This window comes from Nocardia sp. NPDC059236 (genome assembly GCF_042754085.1).
Classification (GTDB): domain Bacteria; phylum Actinomycetota; class Actinomycetes; order Mycobacteriales; family Mycobacteriaceae; genus Nocardia.
In genome coordinates, this window is record NZ_JBHZAF010000001.1 from 179,793 (window position 1) to 200,161 (window position 20,369).

A 20,369-nucleotide genomic window follows, 5' to 3' on the forward strand; every position below is an offset into this window, starting at 1 on the left:
CCCTTATCGCGCTAAAAGTCCAGAGCGCAACACCTTCGGAGCCATTGGGGGACGGAAGGGGGGTGACCAACCCACCCCTGGGGTACCTATTTCGGCGGGCCTCCGGCGAGCACGATCTTTCTCAGGAGCTCTCAGTAGCTCATTCGGAGAAAGGATCGCGGAGTTGGTTACCGACGGCAAGGCAGTGGCAGCGCAGGACCGTGGCGAGGGGCTCGGGACTGCGATGCAGATTGCAGCCTCGCGCCGGCACCCGGCGGGGCGGGGAGGCAAAACAGGCAGTGTGGCGACGTCGGAGTCCCGGCGCGCCGCAGTGGAATTGGAGAAGCTGATCGGCCCGGCCGCCGCCGGTGACCGGGCAGCGGTCTCGGAGATTCTCAGGATCGTGTATCCGCTGGTGCGCCGCTACTGCGCGGCGCGCATGGGCGGCGCGGGTCACCTGCACGTGACCGCGGACGATGTGGCGCAGGAGGTCTGCCTGGCGACGGTGCAGGCCATCCCGCGCTACCGGGATCAGGGCAAGTCGTTCCTGGCTTTCGTCTACGGCATCTCGGCGAACAAGGTGGCCGACGCGTTCCGGCGGGCGCAGTTGCACCCGGCCTACCCGGTCGCGGAGTTCCCGGACGCGCCGATGAACGAGGCGGGACCCGAGGAGCGGGCGCTGGCGATGGAAACCCGCCGGGCGGCACGCGATCTCATGCAGGTGCTGTCCACGACCCACCGTGAGGTGCTGGTCATGCGAATTGTGCTGGGGTGGACGGCGGCGGAGACCGCCGAGGCCATCGGCACCAGCCCGGGCGTGGTGCGGGTCATGCAGCATCGCGCGCTGAACCGGCTGCGCGCCGAACTGCGGGTGGCGTCCTGACGGTTCGGTGTGGACAACGGCGAGTGGGCCGGGCGCAGGGGGTGCGCCCGGCCCACTGTTGTGTCCGGATCCGTGGTCGGCGCGTGGTCAGGCCGGGGCGTTGCCCCTGCTGTTGAACCCGTTTACGCCGAGCGCTTTGCGCAGTTCGTCCTCGGCTTCGACGGAGGCGACGAACAGCAGCTCGTCCTCGCCTTCCAGGGGGTCATCGGCCTGCGGGACGATGACGCGGCCGCCGCGCAGGATGGTGACCAGGGCGGCGTCGCGGGGCAGGGCGAGGGTGCGAACGGCCTTGCCCGCCAAGGGGGTGTCGGTGGGCAGGGTGATCTCGACCAGGTTGGCCTGACCCTGTCGCAGTGTCATCAGCCGGACCAGATCGCCCACCGAGACGGCCTCCTCGACCAGGGAGGCGAGCAGGCGCGGGGTGGAGACGGCGACGTCCACCCCCCAAGACGAGTCGAACAGCCACTCGTTGCGGGGGTCGTTGACGCGGGCCACCACACGCCCCACACCGAACTCGGTCTTGGCCAGCAGGCTGAACACCAGGTTCACCTTGTCGTCGCCGGTGGCGGCGATGACCACGTCGTAGGTTTCCAGCCCGGCCTCCTCGAGGGTTTCGAGTTCGCAGGCGTCGGCGTGGGTCCAGACCGCGGTGGGCGCGCTGGTCGGGTCGATGTGGTCGAGGCGGCGTTCCAGCAGCATGACCTGGTGGCCGCCGCGCAGGAGTTCCTGGGCGATGGAGCGGCCGACGGCTCCGGCGCCGGCGATGGCTACCTTCATGCTCGGGCTTCTTTCACGATCAGTCTTCGCTAGCGGGGGGATTCGCGGCGAGTGCGACGGCCTCGCCGACGGTGCCGGAGGTGGCGGCGACATAGACCAGGTCGTCGGCCTGCAGCATGGACTTGCCATTGGGCAGTACGCCCTGTCCGAAGCGGATGATGAAGGCCACCCGGGCGCCGATGGCGTCCTCGAGCGAATGCACCGAACGCCCGTACCAGTTCTCGTGCAGGACGAGTTCGGTGACCGCGACGGTGCCGGTCGGGTCGCGCCAGGTGGTGGTCGACTGGTCGGCGACCAGGGCGCGCAGGAAGCGGTCGGTGGTCCAGGGCACGGTGGCGATGGTGGGGATGCCCAGGCGCTCGTACACGGCGGCGCGCTTGGCGTCGTAGATGCGGGCCACCACGCGTTCCACGCCGAAGGTCTCGCGGGCCGCGCGGGCGGAGATGATGTTGGAGTTGTCGCCGGAGGACACCGCGGCGAAGGCGCCGGCGCGCTCGATTCCGGCGCGGGTCAAGACATCTCGATCGAAACCGACGCCGGTGATGCACGAACCGGAGAAATCGCGGCCCAGACGCAGGAAGGCGCTCGAATTCTGATCGATCACCGCGACCTCGTGGCCGATGCGGACGAGGGCGCGAGCGAGCGAGGAGCCGACCCGCCCACACCCCATGATCACGACGTACACCGTACGAACCCCATTCCCGAAAACCGTGGTGTGCGGTCTGGTTGCTTGCTCGGGTCGCAACCGTACCGTTCGAGTCTCACTGCGGGCACTTTCCCCCTCCGGAAGCCGTTCAAACCGGAACCGGGAAAACCTCACAACCCGCACCCGCCACCCTACGACTGCGAGGTCGCGCCCCGAACACGGTCGCTCGCGCACTGCCTTATGCTGCCTGGAGTGTCGAAGTTGACGACGGCCGCCAAGCGCATGCTGGTCGGCCGCCCATTCCGCAGCGATTCTCTCGGGCATACGCTGCTGCCCAAGCGGATCGCGCTCCCGGTGTTCGCCTCGGACGCGTTGTCCTCGGTGGCATACGCGCCGGAGGAGATCTTCCTGGTGCTGTCGGTGGCCGGACTGTCGGCCTACGCCTACGCGCCGTGGCTCGGTCTGGCGGTCGCACTGGTGATGGCCGTGGTGGTCGCCAGCTACCGCCAGAACGTGCACGCCTACCCCTCCGGCGGCGGCGACTACGAGGTCGCGACCAAGAACCTCGGCCCCACCGCGGGATTGACCGTCGGCAGCGCGCTGCTGGTGGACTACGTGCTCACGGTGGCGGTGTCGATTTCGTCGGCGGCCTCCAACATCGGGTCGGCGGTGCCGTTCGTGGCCACCCACAAGGTGTTGTTCGCGGTCTCGGCGATCGTGATCCTCACCGCAATCAATCTGCGCGGCGTGCGGGAATCCGGTACGGCCTTCGCGATTCCCACCTACGCCTTCATGATCGGCATGTTCATCATGCTCATCTGGGGCTTCACCCGGCTCGGCCTGGGGCAGACCGTGCACGCCGAGTCCTACGGCTTCGGTCTGAAGGCCGAGGACGAGCATCTGTTCGGGCTGGCGTTCGTGTTCCTCCTCGCGCGCGCGTTCTCCTCCGGTTGTGCGGCGCTGACCGGTGTCGAGGCGATCAGCAATGGCGTGCCCGCGTTCCGCAAACCCAAGTCCCGCAATGCTGCGACCACCCTGCTGCTGCTCGGCTGCATCGCGGTGACGCTTTTCATGGGCATGATCGTGCTCACTCAGAAGGTCGGCATCGTGTACGCGCACAACACCGACGACCTGATCGGCGCACCCGCCGGATACGAGCAGAAGACGCTGGTGGCGCAGCTGGCGGGCGCGGTGTTCTCCGGATTCCAGCCCGGCTTCTACTTCATCACCATCGTCACCGCGCTGATCCTGGTGCTGGCGGCCAATACCGCCTTCAACGGCTTCCCGGTGCTGGGTTCGATTCTGGCGCAGGACCGTTTCCTGCCGCGGCAGCTGCACACCCGCGGTGATCGGCTGGCGTTCAGCAACGGCATCCTGTTCCTGGCGGGCGCGGCCATCGCGTTCGTGGTGCTGTTCGGCGCGGAGGTGACGCGCCTGATCCAGCTCTACATCGTGGGCGTGTTCGTGTCGTTCGTGCTGAGTCAGACCGGCATGCTGCGGCACTGGACGCGACTGCTGCGCACCGAGACCGATCCGGCGGTGCGGTCGCGGATGAAGCGGTCGCGGGTGATCAACGCGATCGGTCTCACCATGACCGCGACCGTGCTGCTGATCGTGCTGGTCACCAAGTTCCTGGCGGGCGCGTGGATCGCCATCGTCACCATGGCAGCCATCTTCGGGCTGATGAAACTCATTCGCCGCCACTACGACACGGTGTCGCGGGAGCTGGACGAGTCCGAGTGGGACGGCGTGCTGCCCAGTCGCACGCACTCCATCGTGCTGGTCTCCAAGCTGCACCTGCCCACCAAGCGCGCCCTGGCCTACGCCCGCGCCACCCGGCCCGACACGCTCGAGGCCATCACCGTGAACGTCGACGAGCCCGACACCCGGGCGCTGGTGCGGGAGTGGGAGCACAGCGATATCGTGGTGCCGCTCAAGGTGATCGAGTCCCCGTACCGTGAGATCACCAAGCCGGTGGTGGATTACGTGAAGCGGGTCCGCAAGGACTCCCCACGTGACGTGGTGACCGTATTCATCCCCGAATACGTGGTCGGCCGCTGGTGGGAGCAGTTGCTGCACAACCAGAGTGCGCTGCGGCTGAAGGGCCGGCTGCTGTTCGAGCCCGGCGTGATGGTGACGAGCGTGCCCTGGCAGCTGTCGTCCTCGGCGGGCCGGGCCCGTACCGGCCGGGTGGTCAATGCCCCCGGTTCGGTGCGTCGCGGATTCGGAGACGAGGCATGAGCGCCGGATCCGATTGGTACGGAGAGGTCTTCGAGGTCCGCCTGGGCCCGCCCGGCCACGGCGGCTTCTGTGTGGCCCGCCACGAGGGCCGCGTGCTGTTCGTCCGCCACGGCCTGCCCGGTGAGCTGGTCCGTGCTCTCATCACCGAGGACCGCGGCGGTTCCTTCTGCCGCGCCGACGCCATCGAGATCCTCGACCCCTCGCCCGACCGCATCCCCGCCACCTGCCCGGTCTCCGGCCCCGGCGGTGCGGGCTGCTGCGACTTCACCTTCGCCACCCCCGCGGCCCAGCGCGAACTCAAACGCCAGGTCGTCGCCGAGCAGCTGCGCCGCCTCGCCGACTGGGAACCGGACTTCGCCGTCGAACCGATCCCGGCACCGCCCGGGTTGGCGATCGGTGGTGTGGCACCAGGAACCTCACTCGGTGCACCGATCCCGGAGCCCGGCCATCCCGGGCGGCTCGGCAGCGTGACTACCGACCTCGGCTCGACTCTGCTCGGCCGTCGCGCCGAGCCCGCCGCGACGGCCCCGCGCCCGATCCCGGGCACGAGCGTCCCGCCGGGTCGAATCGGCGGGGTGTCGACGCCCTCGGCGCGGGCGCTCATCGGCCGCCCCGGTGCCGGGGAAGCGGCGCAGGGCGGCGAGCCTTCGGTGGGGTCGTATACCGCCGGATGGCGGAGCCGGGTGCGGCTGGTGGTGGACGCGGAGGGTCGGGCCGGGGTGCACCGGTATCGGAGCACCGAGGTGATCGCGGATCTGCGGTGCCCGCAGCCGGTGGCGGGGGCCATGGCGGGGATCGGCGAGCGGGTGTGGACGCCCGGGGCGGATCTCGTTGTGGCCGTGGACGGGGACGGGATGCGGCATGTCGTCGAACTGGCTCCGGCCGGGGCGGCGGCGGGTGGTCCGCGCGGGCGGCGTGAAAGAGGCGGTGGGGCAGGGGATTCCGGTCGGCGTGGCGGGGGTGATCGGCGCAGTACCGCCGCGCGGCGGGCGGCGGCGCACAGTGCGCGGACCGAACGCGTGGTGGATGGCAGCGGCCGGGCGGTGCAGTACGTGGGCGAGCGGCGGTGGGAGCTGTCGGCGACCGGGTTCTGGCAGCCGCATTATGGTGCGGCGCAGTGCTATTCGGATGTGGTGGCGGAGTGGGCGGACTGCGCGCCCGGGGCGCTGGTCTGGGACCTGTACTGCGGCGTGGGCGTGTTCGCCGCGCGGCTGGCGGAGCAGGTCGGTGTGACCGGGATGGTGCACGGTGTCGAGTTCGTGCGGACTGCGGTCGCCGAAGGACGTGCCGCGCTGCGGGATCTGCCGTGGGTGGACCTGACCGTCGAGCGCGTCGAGCGGTGGATTCACGAACAACGGGATACCGCACCGGATGTCGTCGTGCTCGACCCGCCGCGCGCGGGCGCGGGCAAGGACGTGATCAATGCGCTGAGTGAGCGTTCGCCGCAGCGCATCATCCACATCGGTTGCGACCCCGCCGCTTTCGCCCGGGACATCGGTCTCTACCGCGCCGTCGGCTACCAGCCGGTGGACCTGCGCGTCTTCGACGCTTTCCCCGGTACCCACCACGTGGAGTGCATCGCGGTCCTGGAACGCTGACCAGGTCCTTCGAGATCGGGGAGCTGTCCCTGCGGAATGTCGCCCGATGCTCCGCACCGACAGCTCCCCGATCTCGGTGTGGCGGGTCGGGGTCGCGGGGGATGGGTTGGGGCGCGGGCGGTTTGGGGGTGCGCCAAGATGTTGCCCATGACTACGTTGTCGGATCCGACTGTGGCGTCGGTGGTGGAGCTGATCTATGAGGATCAGTCGCGGTTCCACTCGCTCGAGGCATTGCTGCTGGGGGTGGATCTCAAGCGGCCGGAGTACGGCGTCGAGTTGTGGGTGAACGCCGACAGCTACTGGGGGCGGCTGGTGACGCCGGTGTACGGGGCGCGGCTGGCGGCGCTGGGCGGAAACGCGGAGGCGGATCGGGCGCTGCTGGATCTGGTCGAGGTGACGGTGGCGCGGTTCCTGCAGGGAGAGTCCCTGGCGCGCAAGAGTCTTCCGGCGTGGATGTCGGCGCTGCGTACCGCGCTACTCGAGGACGGCTACCGGATGAAGATCGACCGGGTGATCGGTGCGGGGCTGGAGGCGAGCGTGCGATGTCGCCTGAAACCCACGGCGTGGCTGCCGGTGCGGCTGGCCGAGCGGGTGGCGCTGCTGGAGACCGAGCTCGAGGTGCGCGGCCAGCAAACGGCGCTGGATCACCTGCGGCACGCGGTGAAACACTATGAGCGGGGCCGGTTCCCGGCGTGCGAGAAGCGGCTGCGGTCGGCGTTGCAGCAGGTGACGGCGTACGCGGCCGGGACCGGTGATCCGGACGGCGGTCGCAATGTGCGGCACCTGGTGGACATCGGCCGCCTCACCATCGCGCAGGGCACGCGGCTGCTGCACGATCTGCGCGGGATGGTCGTCGAGGACCCGTTTCCGCATCGAACCCGTTCGGACGCCACCCGGTTTCGCATTCAGCTCACCGCCGTGCGGGCCGGTTCCCTGCTGGCGCAGGTCGAGCTCTGAGACTCAGGCCAGCTGCCAGGTGATCCGGACGCTGGTGGACAGTTCGCTCTCGCCGAGCTCCACCGGCACCGCGCCGCCCGGGGCGGCCATCTTGCTGGCGGCGAACGCGATTCGCGGTGTGGGCGCGGGACCGGAGACGTTCTCGGTGATCTCGAGCACCGGACCCAGCCTGCGGCCCGCTCGGAACACGTACTGTTCGGCCTTGCCCAGCGCGTGGTCCCAGGCGGCGTCGCGGGCGCGGACCATGAGGCTCTCCTCGTCGGCGACGGTCAGGGTCAGCCCGCCCAGGCGCACATCGTCGCCGCCCGCGTCGACCGCGTGCGCGATGATCGCGGCGGGCCCGCCGTCGGCGGCGGGTTTCGCCTCCCCGCCGGGTCCGGCGATCTCGCGCAGGGTGACCGTCAGCGCCGTGCCGGCGATATAGCCGACCAGCTTCTCCCGATTCCCTTCGGTCCATACGGTTTCCGCGCGCACCGTGAGCCCGCTGGTCGTGATGTCGCGACCCGCCACGCCGTCCGCGCGCAGCGACGAGATCACCGCGTCGGCGCGTTCCCCGGCCCGCGCGTAGGCGGCGGCCACGGTGTCGGCGCGGGTTTCCACCGAGATCGACACCCGCATGATGTCCGGCATGGCACTGGCACTGCCCGAGCCGACGATCGTGATCGTGCCGGTGGCGTTCTCGCTGGTCACGGATTCCTCCTCGATCGATGCGGGCACAACCCAGCCGATGCTACCGACGGCCGCCGGCCAACTGCCGCCACCGCGTCGACGACGGGTGACGCGGTTCAGCCGACCGGTTGCCCGGTTCCGGTCGCCTGGTCGAGGGTCGCGGTGAGCGAGCGGGCGCCGGTGGCGATCTCGCTCGCCGCGGCCAGCTCCAGCCGGATCTCCAGATCCGGTGCGGCGGCCGGGCCGTCGTGATGGGTGAGGCCGGATTCGGTGATCACGTAGTGGAAGGCGGTCTCGCCGATGCGGACCGTGACGGTGCCGGCGGGCACCAGCTCGGCCACGGCATGTCCGAGGGGGAGCGCGAACCAGTGCGCCCGCACGGCGTCGGTCGCGCGCTGTTCGCCGAGTTGTGCCGCGCCCCAGGCCGACAGCGAGTCCAGCACCGGCCGCAGCGCCGCGCCGGAGTCGGTGAGTTCGTAGACCGCGGTTCCGGCGCGGGGGCCGACGCGGCGTTTGGTGAGAATCCCGTCACGCTCGAGATCCTTGAGCCGGGCGGCCAGCACATCGGTGCTGATGCCGGGCAGGTCGGCGAACAGGTCGCTGTATCGGCGCGGGCCCGAACACAATTCGCGGACCACCAGCAGGTTCCACCGGTCGCCGACGATGTCGAGGGCCCGGCTGACGGTGCAGTAGTGGTCGTAGCTTCGGCGTGTCACGATCCCACTCTAACCAACAACTTGGAAATACCAAGTGCAAACTTGGAATTTCCAAGTAGAGTGTGCGGCAACCACACCGAGAAGGGGTCGTTTGATGCAGGTGAAGCAGTCGAGCAAGCTGGCGGGCGTGTCCTACGAGATCCGCGGGCCGGTCGCCGAGCACGCCGCACGGCTGGAGGCGGAAGGGCATCACGTCGTGAAGCTCAACACCGGCAACCCGCTGACCTTCGGCTTCGAGGCGCCCGCCGAACTGCTTCAGGACATGGTCCGCAATCTGCCGCAGTCCAGCGGCTACTCCACCTCCAAGGGCCTGCTCTCGGCGCGGCGCGCGGTGGTGCAGTACTACCAGACGCTCGGACTCTCCGAGCTCGACGTCGAACAGGTCTTCCTGGGCAACGGCGTCTCCGAGCTCATCATGATGGCCATGACCGCGCTGCTGGAGAACGGCGACGAAGTCCTGGTTCCCGCACCGGATTTCCCGCTCTGGACCGCCGCCACCGCGCTCAACGGCGGCCGGCCCGTGCACTACATCTGTGACGAGGGCTCGGACTGGATGCCCGATCTGGCCGATATCGAGTCCAAGATCACCGACCGCACCCGGGCGCTGGTCATCATCAACCCGAACAACCCCACGGGCGCGGTGTATTCGCCCGAGGTGGTGCGCCAGATGCTGGAGATCGCGCGCCGCCACAACCTGGTGGTGTTCTCCGACGAGATCTACGACAAGATCCTCTACGACGGCCTGACCCACACCGCGACCGCCGCGCTGGCCCCGGATCTGTTGTGCCTCACCTTCTCCGGGCTCTCCAAGTCCTATCGCGCCGCCGGCTTCCGCGGTGGCTGGCTGGTGGTATCGGGTCCGATCGAGCACGCCGAGAACTACCTCGAGGGTCTGACCATGCTGGCGGGTCTCCGGCTGTGCGCGAATGTCCCTGCGCAGCAGGCGATTCAGGCCGCGCTCGGCGGGCACCAGAGCATCTACGACCTCACCCTGCCCGGCGGTCGCCTGCGCGAGCAGCGCGACCGCGCGTGGGAGGCGCTCAACGCCATCCCGGGCATCTCGTGCGTGAAGCCCCGGGGCGCGCTGTACGCCTTCCCGCGCATCGACCTCGACATGTATCAGATCCACGACGACGAGCAGTTCGTGCTGGATCTGCTGCTGCGCGAGAAGATCCACATCGTGCAGGGCACCGGCTTCAACTGGCCGCGCCCCGACCACTTCCGGATCGTGACGCTGCCGCACGCCGATGAGCTCGAGGCCATCATCGAGCGCATCGGACGTTTCCTGGCGACCTACAAGCAGTAGGTCTCAGACCGGGCGGCCCGCCGTCATACCGCCGTCGACGACGAACTCGGCGCCATTGCAATAGCTGGATTCGTGGCTCGCGAGGAACACCACGAGCGCCGTGACCTCCTCGGGCACGCCGAGGCGGGCCAGGGAGTTCGCGTCGCGATCGGTGGTCGTGCCCTCGGGCACGCCGATCATGGGCGTCATGATCCCGCCCGGGTGAACGGAATTCACCCGCACCCCGTGCGGGGCGAGCTCGAGCGCCGCGGACTTGGTGAGCCCGCGCACCCCGAATTTCGAGGCGGTGTAGGCGTGCGCGCCCGGCACGCCCTGGATCCCCGCAGCGGAGGAAATGTTCACCACCGCTGCGGGCCTGGCCGCCACCAGGGCGTCGCGGGCGGCGGTCAGGCCGAGGAAGGGGCCGGTGAGGTTGATGGACAGGGCACGCTGCCACTGCTCTTCGGTGTAGGTGCCGAGCGGCCCGAAGTCGAGGATGCCGGCATTGTTGACCAGCACGTCGAGCTTGCCGAACCGTTCGACCGCGGTGTCCACGGCCGTGCGCCAGTCCTCGGCCTTGGTGACATCGAGGTGGACGTACTCCGCGGCGTCGCCGAGTTCGGCGGCCAGTTTCGCGCCCGCCTCGTCGGAGATGTCGCCGATGAGCACCGAGGCACCCTCGGCCACGAATGCCCGCGCGTGCGAGGCGCCCATTCCCGATGCCGCGCCGCTGATCAGCGCTACACGTCTGTCGAGCCGTCCACTCATGCCGCATCCTTTCGAGCCTGAGCGGAGCCCTCCATGGTTACGCTCCGCTGCAGCTTCCGGGCTTGACCGCTCATGCCCGGTGCCTTCCGTCGAGATCGATGATGGTCCGCTCCGGCCGGAACACGCAGCGGGTGGTGGTGTAGATGGTGGGCATGCACTTGTTGCAGTGCACGCAGGCCGACCGGGTGGCCGCGTCGGCCTGGATGCGCTGCAACAGATTCGGCTCGCGCAGCAGCGCCCGGCCCATGGCGACGAACTCGAATCCCTCGGTCATGGCCAGGTTCATGGTGTCGAGGTTGGTGATGCCGCCCAGCAGGATCAGCGGCATGGACAGTTCGCGGCGGAACTGGCGGGCCCGCTCCAGCAGGTACGCCTCGTGGTAGGGGTACTCCTTGAGGAAGGCACGCCCGACCAGTTTGAAACCCATGCGCGCCGGGCCGGGCAGCACCTCGGCGAACTCCTTGCGCGGTGCGTCGCCGTGGAACAGCAGCATGGGGTTGAGAAGTGAACTGCCCGCGGTCAATTCGAGGGCGTCGAGCGCGCCGTCGGCCTCCAGCCAGGCGGCTACCTGGATGCTCTCAGGGACCGTGAGCCCGCCGCGGCGGCCGTCCTCCATGTTCAGTTTGGCGGTCACCGCCAGCCGGTCGCCCACGGCATCCCTGACGGCGCAGGCGATTTCGCGTGCGAGCCGGGCCCGGTTGGCGAGCGTGCCGCCCCACTTGTCGTGGCGGCGGTTGAGCAGCGGGCTCAGGAACGAGCTCACCAGATAGTTGTGGCCGAAATGGATTTCGACCGCGTCGAATCCGGCCTGCTCCGCCAGCAGCGCCGCATTCGCGTGTGCCGCAATGAGTTCGCGGATCTCGGAGTCGCCGGGCACGTGCATGGCCTGCATGCTCAGCGGGCTGAACATGCGACTCGGCGCGAGCGCGGGGGCGCGGTTGGAGGCGGCGTTGGCGACCGGTCCGGCGTGCCCGATCTGGGCGCTGGCGGCCGCGCCCTCGGCGTGCACGGCGTCGGTCAGCTCACGCAGTCCGGGAACGGCTTCGGGCCGCATCCAGATCTGGTGCCGGTCGGTGCGGCCGCCCGGCGCGACCGCGCAGTAGGCGATGGTGGTCATGCCCACACCGCCCGCGGCGACCTCGCGGTGGAAGTCGATGAGCTCGGGGGTGACCAGCGCGTCGGGGGTGCGTCCCTCGAAGGTGGCGGCCTTGATCACCCGGTTGCGCAGGGTGATCGGGCCGAGTTTCGCCGGTGCGAAGATCTCGTTCATGGTTGTTCTCCCGGTGCGGTGAGTCCGGCCACCACGAAGTTCCGCAGGGCCGTCAACGCCGGTTCGGGCATCCCGTGATCCTCGATCTCGGGAGCGCCGAACCGCATGATGATCAGGTCGAAGGCCAGCATCCAGCGCCGTCGCGCCTCGCCGGCCCGCAGTTCGGGCAGCAGCGCGGTCCAGGAATCCATCCGGAACCACGGCCCCTGCCACGAGGTCTGATGCCGGCCCAGCACGAAGCGGGCCAGCAGCCGAAGATGCAGGCGCCCCAGCGGATCCGCGGCCAGCTCCTGGAACGGCGCGAGGATGGTGTCCACCACCGCGGGCACCGAATCGCGTCCGCCCGTGGCCCGGCCCAGCCCCTCCTCCCACAGCGGCCCGAGCCGGGCCTCGATGAGGGCGGCGACCAGCGCCTCCTTGGATCCGAAGTGGTAGTGCACCGCGGCGGGGTTGGCGCCCGCCGCCGCGCAGACGGCGCGCACCGATACCTCGTCATAGGGCTCGGTCAGCAGTAGCTGCTCGGCCGCCGCGAGCAGTCGTTCCCGCGTTCCCGCGGACACCTTCTCGACCATGGCAAGCAGTGAAACACGGTTCAATCAGTATTTCAATCATTGATTGAAAATTGCCGTTGTGGGCCTGGTCTACGTTGTGGGCCTGGTCTGTTGGAAGTGGCGGCAGCGCCACCGCGCCGGGCGGCAGCGAGCGGTCACTCGCTCTGCGACCAGGCCGCGACCGGCAGGGCCAGGTAGACGCCGATATGCGCGTCGACGAACTTCTCGATATCAGCGAGCAGCTGGTCACAGCGCTCCTGCCGGTTCTCGGCCCGGCTCGCGAAGTACTTCGACCGGACCTCGATGACCACATCCATCCCCGACCGATCGAACTTGCCCAGCGGATGGAAGCGGATCTCGACATCCCCCGGCTGCAGGTCGCCGTCGTAGGGCTCCTCCGGACATTCGACGGCGAGGGACACCAGGTGCGGCAGCCATTTGCCCAGCTCACGCAGCACGGTCTCGGGAAGCTCCGGCTTGTGGGTCACCTCGACGAGGGGCATCCGGCCAGTGTATTGGCCGAGGCAAGGACCGCCGGGCCCCGGCGGCGGTACGCGCTAGCGGGCGGGGAGGGCGCGGGCGATGATCTCCTCGATGACCGCGCTCTTGGCGTTGGAGTAGTGCTGGACGTACCTCCACTGTCGTTGCGCCAGTTCGCGTTTGGTCCGTTCGTAGTGGGCGCGGTCGCCGTCGTGGGTGCGGAGCCGATCACGGAAGGCGAGCACTCGCTCGATCTCGGTGTCGCCGAGGCCGGGGGAGAACACGTGGAGGTTGACGTCGTGCGGCGCACCGTCTTCCACGCGGCGGACCAGGCAGCGGTGTTCGTACCAGTCGGGTTCGCGTACGCGCAGGGTGTATCCGGCGCCTTCGAGGGCGGACACGTAGGCCGGTTCGTCGGCGGTGTCCGCGACCACGAGCAGGATGTCGATGACCGGCTTGGCGGCGAGGCCGGGCACCGAGGTGGATCCGGTGTGCTCGAGTCGTAAGACCTTCGGCCCCAAGGCCGCTCGGATCGCCCGGGCGTCGTCGGCGTACCAGGACGGCCAGTCGGGGTTGGGTTCCTCGAGGATCACCGGCACCGCGTAGGGCGTCAGCTCGCCGACGAACGCGGCGGAGATCTCGTCGTCGTCCATGGTGGCCACGACCTGAGCCAAATCGGCGCGGGTCAGGAGGTACGGAGACTGGCGATCATCTGCGCGGTCCGGTCGGCGGTGAGTTCGCCCTGGGTGCCGCGGTCGGCCAGGATGGCCAGCACCAGCAGCGCCTTGTTCGGGCCGGAGAACGCGAAGGTGTAGATCGAGTAGCTGGTCGTGGTGCAGCCCGGCGCGCCCGGCTGCCAGCTGCCGGAGGTTTCGACCTGCTGGCCGGTGATGCCGCTGGTGGTGGTGACCGCGGCCGACGCGCCCTGGTTGCCGCCAGTCGCGTCCGAATAGCCGCTCTCCGCCGAGATTCTCGCCACCTTGACGGCGGCGGCGGCGGGATCGCTGCCGTCGACATGAGCGACGAAGGCGAGGGTCCGATATGCCGAGCCCGCGCAGTAGTCGTTGCCCTCGGTGGACTTGGCGTGCCCGATGACCGAACCGTCGGCCCCGGTCTGCACGGTGATGTCGGTGGGCTCGGCGATCGTCCACCCGGCGGGCACGTCGTAGCTGATACCCAGTGCCGGGGCGACCACCGTGGTGCTGCCGGGCTTGGATGCGCCGGAGCGGGACGGCCCGGTGGCGGACGGCCCGCCCGAGGGCGCGGCGGTCGTGCCTGGCGCGGCGGTGGTGCCGCTGTCGGCGGAGTCCCGGGTCAGCGCATACGCCGCGATACCGCCGCCGGCCAGCACGATGACCGCGGCCAGCGCAGCGAGGATCAGCAGGGTGCGGCGGGGCCCGCCGCCGGGTGCGGATGGCGGCGTGTAGCCCGGAATCGGTTGCTGCCCCGCATAATTCGGGACAGAATGCTGCCCGGTGACGTACGGGTGGTGCTGTCCGGTGACGTACTGGGGCTGCTGACCCGTGATGTACTGGGGAGGCGCGAGCTGGTACCCCGGGGGCAGTTGCGCGGCAAAGCCCGGATACTCGGTCGGCTGCGGTGCCTCGCCCTGGTAACCCCAGTCCTGTTGTCCCGCATCGGGATAGCCCCAGCCCTGTGGCCCGCCGTGAGGGTTCGCCCAGTGATCATTGTTGTCGGTCACGTGTTTTCACCCTCCGGCCGCACCGAGCCGCCTCGGCTTGGTCGAAGCCCGACCCTATCGGGTGTGTACTAGCCCTGCGACGCGGGCGCGTCCGGGCCGGGATCCGGCCGGGCCGGGGACACCCGGATCACCCCGGCATCCAGATCGAGGCTGACCCGGGGCCGGTGGCCCTCGCCGCTGCCGTCCTCGCTGCCCTCGTCCTGCAGCTTCTTGCCGGGGAACAGTTCGCCTATGACGCCCACGAATTCACCCTAGCCCTCACATCCGGTGGTAGCCCGGACCGCGATACCCGTACCCGCGCCGCCCCCGCGCGAAGGCGAAGAACAGCACGGGGAACAGGAAGAACGGGAAGAAGTGGGTGGTCACCGCGAACGCGATCATGAACACCAGCAGCACACCCGCACCGATCGGGGCCAGCGGCAGCGGGCGGCGCGGGGCGGGCGGCGGGGCCGGGATCTGCGGCGCGGGCGGTTGCGGCCGGGGTAGGTCGCCGAACAGCACCGCCAGCTCGCCCGCGGTCTTGGCCGCGTATGCCCGGCCCACCCGCTCGTCGTATTCAGCGATGTCGAGCCGGCCGGCGGCGAAATGCTCGCCCAGAGCGGCGGCGGCCTGCTCGCGTTCCGCGGTGCCGACGCGGACGGTGGACGGTCCGTAGACCGCGGGATCGAAATCGGTCATGACAATCCACCTCGGGGGAGGGAAGCAATCTCGTTGTCCGCCAGCGTAGGCGCGTTCGCGGCGGCGCGCCTGCACGCGTCTGCGTAATCCCGGCTACGCCTGCCGACGTAGGCCCGCCGCGGGCTGTCCGGCGGCCAGCCCGGCGAATTCGTCGACCTTGGGATGGTCGGTGTCGGTGCGCCACACCAGCCGGACCCGCGCGTCGGGCAGGCCGGTGAGGGGGACGAATGCCACCTCCGGATGGGTGAAGTAGGTGGGCATGGCGGTGGTGGTGGCGAAGACGGCGTTGTTGTGGGCGACCGCGGTGAGCATCTCGGGTTCGGTGCGCGCGGGCGCGACCCGCGGGATGGGCCGCCCGTGCGGGGTGGTGGCCGGCGGCCAGAAGGCGCGCGCGAATTCGGGCGCGACATCCGGATGCGGTCCGATCACCCGCAATTCGGCCAGATCCTCGACGTCGATGCTGTCGCGGGTGGCCCACGGATGGCTGCGGGCGATGGCCAGCAGCCGCGGGAACACGCCCACCTCCGGCCCGACGGTCAGTCCGAGCTGCTCGACCGGGGCCAGGCAGATCTGGATGTCCACCTCGCCGCGCCGCAGCGGGCCGAAGATGTCGGTCCACGCCAGCTGGGTCAGCGTGATCTGGCATCCCGGATGGCGGGCCCGGAATCCGGTCAGTGCGGTGTCCAGGGTGGACGCGTAGGGCCCGAGGAATCCGATGCGCAGACCCCGTGCCGCGGTGCGGGTTTCGGCGAAGGCCCGCTGCAGCTCCTGGAAGGCCGGGCGCGCGCGGGCCAGCAGATGCTCGCCCAGCGGATTGAGGGTGACCCGGCGGCTGGTGCGCTCGACCAGCCGGCGGCCGACGCGGCGCTCCAGGCTGCGGATCAGCTGGCTGACCCGGGGCTGGGACAGTCCGAGGCGGTCGGCGGTCCGGCCGAAGTGCAGTTCTTCGGCGAGGACCACGAACGCTTCCAGTTCGGCCGGGTCGACGCGGGGTCCTCGAGGCGAGTCTTCGATCAGCATTTCTTATCGATCTTCGCGGATTTCGGCGTTGATGGCTATCCGACACGTGACGGATGCTGAGCCGGCGAGTGAATCGCGTCGACTTGCCGTGGTCACCGAGATGGGCGGCATCGTCATGAGCACCCGACACCTGTGAACACCCGACGCTAAGGAAAACCCCTGTGCCGCATTTGAAGAGCCTGCGCGAGTTCATCGAGGCGCTCGACGCCATCGGTGAGGTGCAGCACATCGACACCGAGGTCGACTGGAATCTGGAGATCGGCGCGATCATTCGCCGGTCCTACGATCTCCGGGCCCCCGCGCCGTTGTTCAGCAATATCACCGGATATCAGGACAGTGGTTTCCGGGTGCTCGGCGCGCCCGGCGCGCTGTCGGGTCCGCAGCACCGGCTGGCGCGCATCGCGCTGGCGCTGGGCCTGCCCGCCGACGCCACCGGTCAGCAGATCGTGGAGGTCCTCGCCGACGCGCGTGCCAAGCCCGGCATCCCGCCGGTGGTGGTGGACCGTGCGGCCGCGCCCTGCAAAGAGAACGTCATGCTCGGCGACGACATCGACCTGTTCGTCTTCCCGACCCCGAAGCTGCACGGCAATGACGGCGGACGCTACATCCAGACCTACGGGATGAACATCGTCAAGACCCCCGACGGCTCGTGGACCAACTGGTCGATCAACCGCATGATGATCCACGATCGGAACACCCTGGCCTGCCTGATCCCGGGACCCCAGCACCTGGGCATCATCCGCTCGAAGTGGACCGAGATCGGCGAGCCCATGCCGATCGCGCTGGCCATCGGCGTCGAGCCGGGCCTGCCGTGGGTGGGCGGCATGCCGATTCCCGAGGGCGAGGACGAAACCCATTACCTGGGCGCGCTCTTCGGCGAGGGCCTGGAACTGGTCCCGGCCGAGACCGTCGACCTGCTGGTGCCCGCCACCGCCGAGATCGTGATCGAGGGTCACATCGCCCTCGACGAGACGGTCATGGAGGGCCCGTTCAACGAGTTCCCCGGCTACAACGCCACCGAGGCCGGCCCCAAGGCGGTCTTCCACGTCTCGGCGATCACCCACCGCGACGGCGCGATCCAGCCGACCGTGGCGGCGGGCCCGCCGGTGGAGGAGGACCACACCATCATCGGCACCACCAGTGCCGCCGAGATCCTTCACCTGCTGCGGCAGGCCGGGCTGCCGATCTCCTCGGCCTGGTACAACTTCGAGGCCGCGGTGCACTGGCTGACCCTGGGGGTGCGGCAGGACTGGCACGAGACCACCGGCCTGGGCTCGCACGAGCTGGTGGACCAGATCGCCAAGATCATCTTCACCGGCAAGCCGTCGGTCAATGCGCCCAAGATCCTGGTGGTCGAGGACGATGTCGACATCACGAATATCGACGAGGTGGTGTGGGCCTTCGCCACTCGCTCCCACCCGGATGTCGAGCGCGGTGAATTCCATTATCCGGCAGCGGTTTCCGATCAGCTCGCGGTCTACCTCTCGCCGGAGGAAGCACATTCCTTCATGGCGGGCAAGGTGATCTACAACTGCCTGCTGGCCGATCACTTCCCACAGGGCCGCCGCCCGATCAAGGGCAGCTTCGAGAACGGCTGGCCCGCGGAGATCCAGCAGCGCGTCCTGGATCGCTGGCAGGAGTACGGCTACCGCTGATCGCGGGAACGACTACGGGCGGCGTCGTGCGACCGGACGAGGGGTGTCGGACGAGGCTCGGCCCGAGGCGGGTCGGATGCCGCCGTGCGCCGACCGCGCGCACGGCGGCGTCGGCTGCGTGTAGGCAGCAGCCGGCGCATACGTGAAGGGCTCGGAGATCGACTGAATCGTGAAGGCGGCGTCCAGATCTGCGCTGCCGTAGACCGGCCCGTCCGCGGTAGCCGGGCAGATGCCGAATGAATCGGGTTGTACTGCCGCCAGTTCCGGAATGTAGTCGGCCGGCGTTCCCGAGGTGCCGGCCCGGCACAGCTCGTACACTTCGTCGATGATGCGGGCGACGACGCCGTCGGACGGGACCTCTGGGCCACTGTAACCGGCGTAATCTGTGTTGAGCCTCACATCTGCAACGGATGTTGCAGGTGGCGTTTCGTTCCTGGCATCGGGGGCCGGAATGGGCTCCGTAGACTGTTGCAAACACAGGAGACATCCGGAGGGAGCAATAGCCGTGGGAGTGCTTTCCCGGGTCGACACGCCCGAGGACCTGCGTCGGCTGTCGGTACCGGAGCTGCACGAGCTGGCCGAGGAGATTCGTGAGTTCCTGGTGCGGAAGGTCGCCGTCACCGGCGGGCACCTGGGGCCGAACCTCGGCGTCGTGGAGCTGACCATCGCGTTGCACCGGGTTTTCGACTCGCCGGCCGACCCGATCATCTTCGATACCGGGCATCAGGCCTACGTGCACAAGATCCTCACCGGCCGCAAGGACGGGTTCGACACGCTGCGCAAAGAGGGCGGGCTGTCGGGGTACCCGAGCCGGGCCGAGAGCGCCCATGACTGGGTGGAGTCCTCGCACGCGTCGGCCTCGCTGTCCTATGCGGACGGCATCGCCAAGGCGTTCGCGCTGACCCGGCAGAAGCGGCATGTGGTCGCGGTCGTCGGTGACGGCGCGCTCACCGGCGGCATGTGCTGGGAGGCGTTGAACAATATCGCCGCCGGGCCGGACCGCTCGGTCATCGTGGTGGTCAACGACAATGGCCGCTCCTATGCGCCGACCATCGGCGGGCTCGCCGAGCGGCTCGCGGGGCTGCGCACCCAGCCTGCCTATGAGCACGCGCTCGACGCCACCAAGCGGATCGTCCAGAGCATTCCGCGCGTGGGGGATTCGGCGTACTCGATGCTGCACGCCATCAAGACCGGCATCAAGGACGCGGTCGCGCCGCAGGAGCTGTTCAGCGATCTCGGGCTGAAGTATGTGGGCCCGGTCGACGGGCACGATCCGGTACAGCTGGAGGCTGCGCTGCGGCGGGCCAAGGACTTCGGTGGTCCGGTCATCGTGCACGCGGTGACGCAGAAGGGTCGCGGCTACAAGCCGGCCGAGGACCACGAGGCCGATCAGATGCATTCCATCAGCCAGATCGACCCGGAGACCGGTGAGCCGCTGGGCGGCCCGTCCGCGTCGAGCTGGACCTCGGTGTTCTCCAAGGAGCTCATCGCCCAGGCCGAGCAGCGCGACGACATCGTGGCGATCACCGCCGCCATGCCGGGGCCGACCGGTCTGACCCCGTTCGGAAATCGCTTCCCGGAGCGCATGTTCGACGTCGGCATCGCCGAACAGCACGCCATGACCTCCGCGGCCGGTATGGCCCTGGGCGGTCTGCACCCCGTGGTGGCCATCTACTCCACCTTCCTCAACCGGGCCTTCGATCAGCTGCTCATGGATGTGGCGCTGCTCAAGCTCCCGGTGACCCTGGTGCTCGATCGCGCCGGCATCACCGGCGACGACGGCGCCTCGCACAACGGCATGTGGGACCTCTCGGTGCTGGGCATCATCCCGGGCATCCGGGTCGCCGCCCCGCGTGACGCCGCCCGCCTGCGTGAGGAATTGGGGGAGGCCCTGCACATCAGCGACGGGCCCACCGCCATCCGTTTCCCCAAGGGTCCTGCGATCGAAGAGATTCCGGCGGTGGAACGCCTCGAGGGCGTGGATGTGCTGCGCCTGCCCGACGTGGAAGTGGAAGACGCTGCCGCGTACTCGGTGCGCGCCGATGTCCTGCTGGTCGCGGTCGGCGCCTTCGCCGACCTCGCGCTCGAGGTCGCGGATCTGCTGGAGGCCGAGGGCGTCTCGGTGACCGTGGTCGACCCGCGCTGGGTCCTCCCGGTCTCCGACACCGTGGTGAAGCTGGCCGGGAACCACCGCTTGGTGGTCACCCTGGAGGACAGTGGCCTGCACGGCGGCATCGGGTCCACCGTTTCCGCCCGGCTCCGCAGTTCGGGCGTCGACGTCCCGGCCCGCGACCTCGGCGTCCCCCAGCATTTCCTGGACCACTCCTCCCGCGGCAAGATCCACCAGGATCTCGGCCTCACTCCGGGCGAGGTGGCCCAGCGGGTGCACGTGTGGCTGGGCGCCGCCGACGCCTCCGGCAGCGAGATCGAGCAGGCCCTGCTTCCGGCGGGCGAGTAGTACCGCCGAGTGGCACTCCGCTCGTGACGGGCCCGC

General features: G+C 69.3%; 20 protein-coding genes and 1 pseudogene. 7 read left to right on the forward strand and 14 right to left on the reverse strand.

The window, feature by feature from the left end:
• Nucleotides 1-223: 223 nt before the first annotated feature.
• Nucleotides 224-862 (forward strand): sigma-70 family RNA polymerase sigma factor, encoded by a 639-nt coding sequence (locus ACFXIV_RS00980; protein WP_379395640.1) that lies wholly within the window; start codon nucleotides 224-226, stop codon nucleotides 860-862.
• An 87-nt stretch (nucleotides 863-949) separates the two neighbouring features.
• Here the strand turns inward: ACFXIV_RS00980 and ACFXIV_RS00985 are convergent, their stop codons facing one another.
• Together ACFXIV_RS00985 and ACFXIV_RS00990 are read right to left on the reverse strand one after the other, a co-directional pair.
• On the reverse strand, nucleotides 950-1,639 hold the full coding sequence (locus tag ACFXIV_RS00985) for a potassium channel family protein (RefSeq protein WP_379395638.1): 690 nt from the start codon (nucleotides 1,637-1,639) through the stop codon (nucleotides 950-952).
• A 19-nt stretch (nucleotides 1,640-1,658) separates the two neighbouring features.
• Complete coding sequence (locus ACFXIV_RS00990; protein WP_379395636.1) at nucleotides 1,659-2,324, reverse strand: potassium channel family protein; 666 nt, start codon at nucleotides 2,322-2,324, stop codon at nucleotides 1,659-1,661.
• Between the two features lie 213 nt (nucleotides 2,325-2,537).
• Between ACFXIV_RS00990 and ACFXIV_RS00995 the strand changes: the two genes are divergently transcribed.
• From ACFXIV_RS00995 to ACFXIV_RS01005, 3 genes are all read left to right on the forward strand, one after another.
• The gene (locus tag ACFXIV_RS00995; protein WP_379395634.1) at nucleotides 2,538-4,526 is read left to right on the forward strand and encodes an APC family permease; all 1,989 of its coding nucleotides are present in this window, start codon (nucleotides 2,538-2,540) and stop codon (nucleotides 4,524-4,526) included.
• The gene (locus ACFXIV_RS01000; protein ID WP_379395632.1) at nucleotides 4,523-6,124 is read left to right on the forward strand and encodes a TRAM domain-containing protein; all 1,602 of its coding nucleotides are present in this window, start codon (nucleotides 4,523-4,525) and stop codon (nucleotides 6,122-6,124) included. The genes ACFXIV_RS00995 and ACFXIV_RS01000 overlap by 4 nt, the downstream gene beginning before the upstream one ends.
• A gap of 147 nt (nucleotides 6,125-6,271) precedes the next feature.
• Nucleotides 6,272-7,081 carry a hypothetical protein gene (locus ACFXIV_RS01005; RefSeq protein ID WP_379395630.1) on the forward strand — a complete coding sequence of 270 codons (810 nt, stop codon included), beginning with the start codon at nucleotides 6,272-6,274 and terminating at the stop codon, nucleotides 7,079-7,081.
• A 3-nt stretch (nucleotides 7,082-7,084) separates the two neighbouring features.
• Here ACFXIV_RS01005 and ACFXIV_RS01010 read toward each other — a convergent pair whose 3' ends face one another.
• Together ACFXIV_RS01010 and ACFXIV_RS01015 are read right to left on the reverse strand one after the other, a co-directional pair.
• The gene (locus ACFXIV_RS01010) at nucleotides 7,085-7,771 is read right to left on the reverse strand and encodes an SIMPL domain-containing protein (RefSeq protein WP_379395628.1); all 687 of its coding nucleotides are present in this window, start codon (nucleotides 7,769-7,771) and stop codon (nucleotides 7,085-7,087) included.
• Nucleotides 7,772-7,866: 95 nt separating this feature from the next.
• Entirely contained in the window at nucleotides 7,867-8,466 is a 600-nt protein-coding gene (locus ACFXIV_RS01015) for a winged helix-turn-helix transcriptional regulator (protein WP_379395626.1), read from the reverse strand.
• A 94-nt stretch (nucleotides 8,467-8,560) separates the two neighbouring features.
• On the opposite strand from ACFXIV_RS01015, the gene ACFXIV_RS01020 reads away from it, so the two are divergent.
• Nucleotides 8,561-9,772, forward strand: coding sequence for a pyridoxal phosphate-dependent aminotransferase (locus ACFXIV_RS01020; protein ID WP_379395624.1), 1,212 nt, complete (start codon nucleotides 8,561-8,563; stop codon nucleotides 9,770-9,772).
• 3 nt (nucleotides 9,773-9,775) lie between these two features.
• On the opposite strand, the gene ACFXIV_RS01025 is transcribed toward ACFXIV_RS01020, so the two are convergent.
• From ACFXIV_RS01025 to ACFXIV_RS01065, 9 genes are all read right to left on the reverse strand, one after another.
• Nucleotides 9,776-10,519, reverse strand: a complete 744-nt coding sequence (locus ACFXIV_RS01025) for an SDR family oxidoreductase (RefSeq protein ID WP_379395622.1) — start codon at nucleotides 10,517-10,519, stop codon at nucleotides 9,776-9,778.
• Between the two features lie 70 nt (nucleotides 10,520-10,589).
• Nucleotides 10,590-11,789, reverse strand: coding sequence for an NADH:flavin oxidoreductase (locus ACFXIV_RS01030; RefSeq protein WP_379395620.1), 1,200 nt, complete (start codon nucleotides 11,787-11,789; stop codon nucleotides 10,590-10,592).
• A complete protein-coding gene (locus tag ACFXIV_RS01035; RefSeq protein WP_379395618.1) occupies nucleotides 11,786-12,361 on the reverse strand; it encodes a TetR family transcriptional regulator in 576 nt (191 codons plus the stop codon). Before ACFXIV_RS01035 ends, ACFXIV_RS01030 begins: the two co-directional genes overlap by 4 nt.
• A 134-nt stretch (nucleotides 12,362-12,495) precedes the next feature.
• On the reverse strand, nucleotides 12,496-12,843 hold the full coding sequence (locus ACFXIV_RS01040) for a hypothetical protein (RefSeq protein WP_379395616.1): 348 nt from the start codon (nucleotides 12,841-12,843) through the stop codon (nucleotides 12,496-12,498).
• 54 nt (nucleotides 12,844-12,897) lie between these two features.
• Entirely contained in the window at nucleotides 12,898-13,473 is a 576-nt protein-coding gene (locus ACFXIV_RS01045) for a GrpB family protein (RefSeq protein WP_379395722.1), read from the reverse strand.
• 32 nt (nucleotides 13,474-13,505) lie between these two features.
• On the reverse strand, nucleotides 13,506-14,522 hold the full coding sequence (locus ACFXIV_RS01050) for a hypothetical protein (RefSeq protein WP_379395614.1): 1,017 nt from the start codon (nucleotides 14,520-14,522) through the stop codon (nucleotides 13,506-13,508).
• A gap of 68 nt (nucleotides 14,523-14,590) precedes the next feature.
• A complete protein-coding gene (locus tag ACFXIV_RS01055; protein ID WP_364618937.1) occupies nucleotides 14,591-14,764 on the reverse strand; it encodes a hypothetical protein in 174 nt (57 codons plus the stop codon).
• A 16-nt stretch (nucleotides 14,765-14,780) separates the two neighbouring features.
• Nucleotides 14,781-15,200 (reverse strand): DUF1707 domain-containing protein, encoded by a 420-nt coding sequence (locus ACFXIV_RS01060; protein WP_379395612.1) that lies wholly within the window; start codon nucleotides 15,198-15,200, stop codon nucleotides 14,781-14,783.
• Between the two features lie 93 nt (nucleotides 15,201-15,293).
• On the reverse strand, nucleotides 15,294-16,220 hold the full coding sequence (locus ACFXIV_RS01065; RefSeq protein ID WP_379395610.1) for a LysR family transcriptional regulator: 927 nt from the start codon (nucleotides 16,218-16,220) through the stop codon (nucleotides 15,294-15,296).
• Nucleotides 16,221-16,381: 161 nt separating this feature from the next.
• Here ACFXIV_RS01065 and ACFXIV_RS01070 point away from each other — a divergent pair, with 161 nt between their 5' ends.
• The gene (locus tag ACFXIV_RS01070; protein ID WP_379395608.1) at nucleotides 16,382-17,875 is read left to right on the forward strand and encodes a UbiD family decarboxylase; all 1,494 of its coding nucleotides are present in this window, start codon (nucleotides 16,382-16,384) and stop codon (nucleotides 17,873-17,875) included.
• A gap of 123 nt (nucleotides 17,876-17,998) precedes the next feature.
• Here ACFXIV_RS01070 and ACFXIV_RS01075 read toward each other — a convergent pair.
• Nucleotides 17,999-18,274, reverse strand: a pseudogene (locus tag ACFXIV_RS01075) (glutaminase); the annotation flags it as partial.
• A gap of 106 nt (nucleotides 18,275-18,380) precedes the next feature.
• Between ACFXIV_RS01075 and dxs the strand changes: the two are divergent.
• The gene (dxs, locus tag ACFXIV_RS01080; protein ID WP_379395606.1) at nucleotides 18,381-20,333 is read left to right on the forward strand and encodes a 1-deoxy-D-xylulose-5-phosphate synthase; all 1,953 of its coding nucleotides are present in this window, start codon (nucleotides 18,381-18,383) and stop codon (nucleotides 20,331-20,333) included.
• Nucleotides 20,334-20,369: the final 36 nt, after the last annotated feature.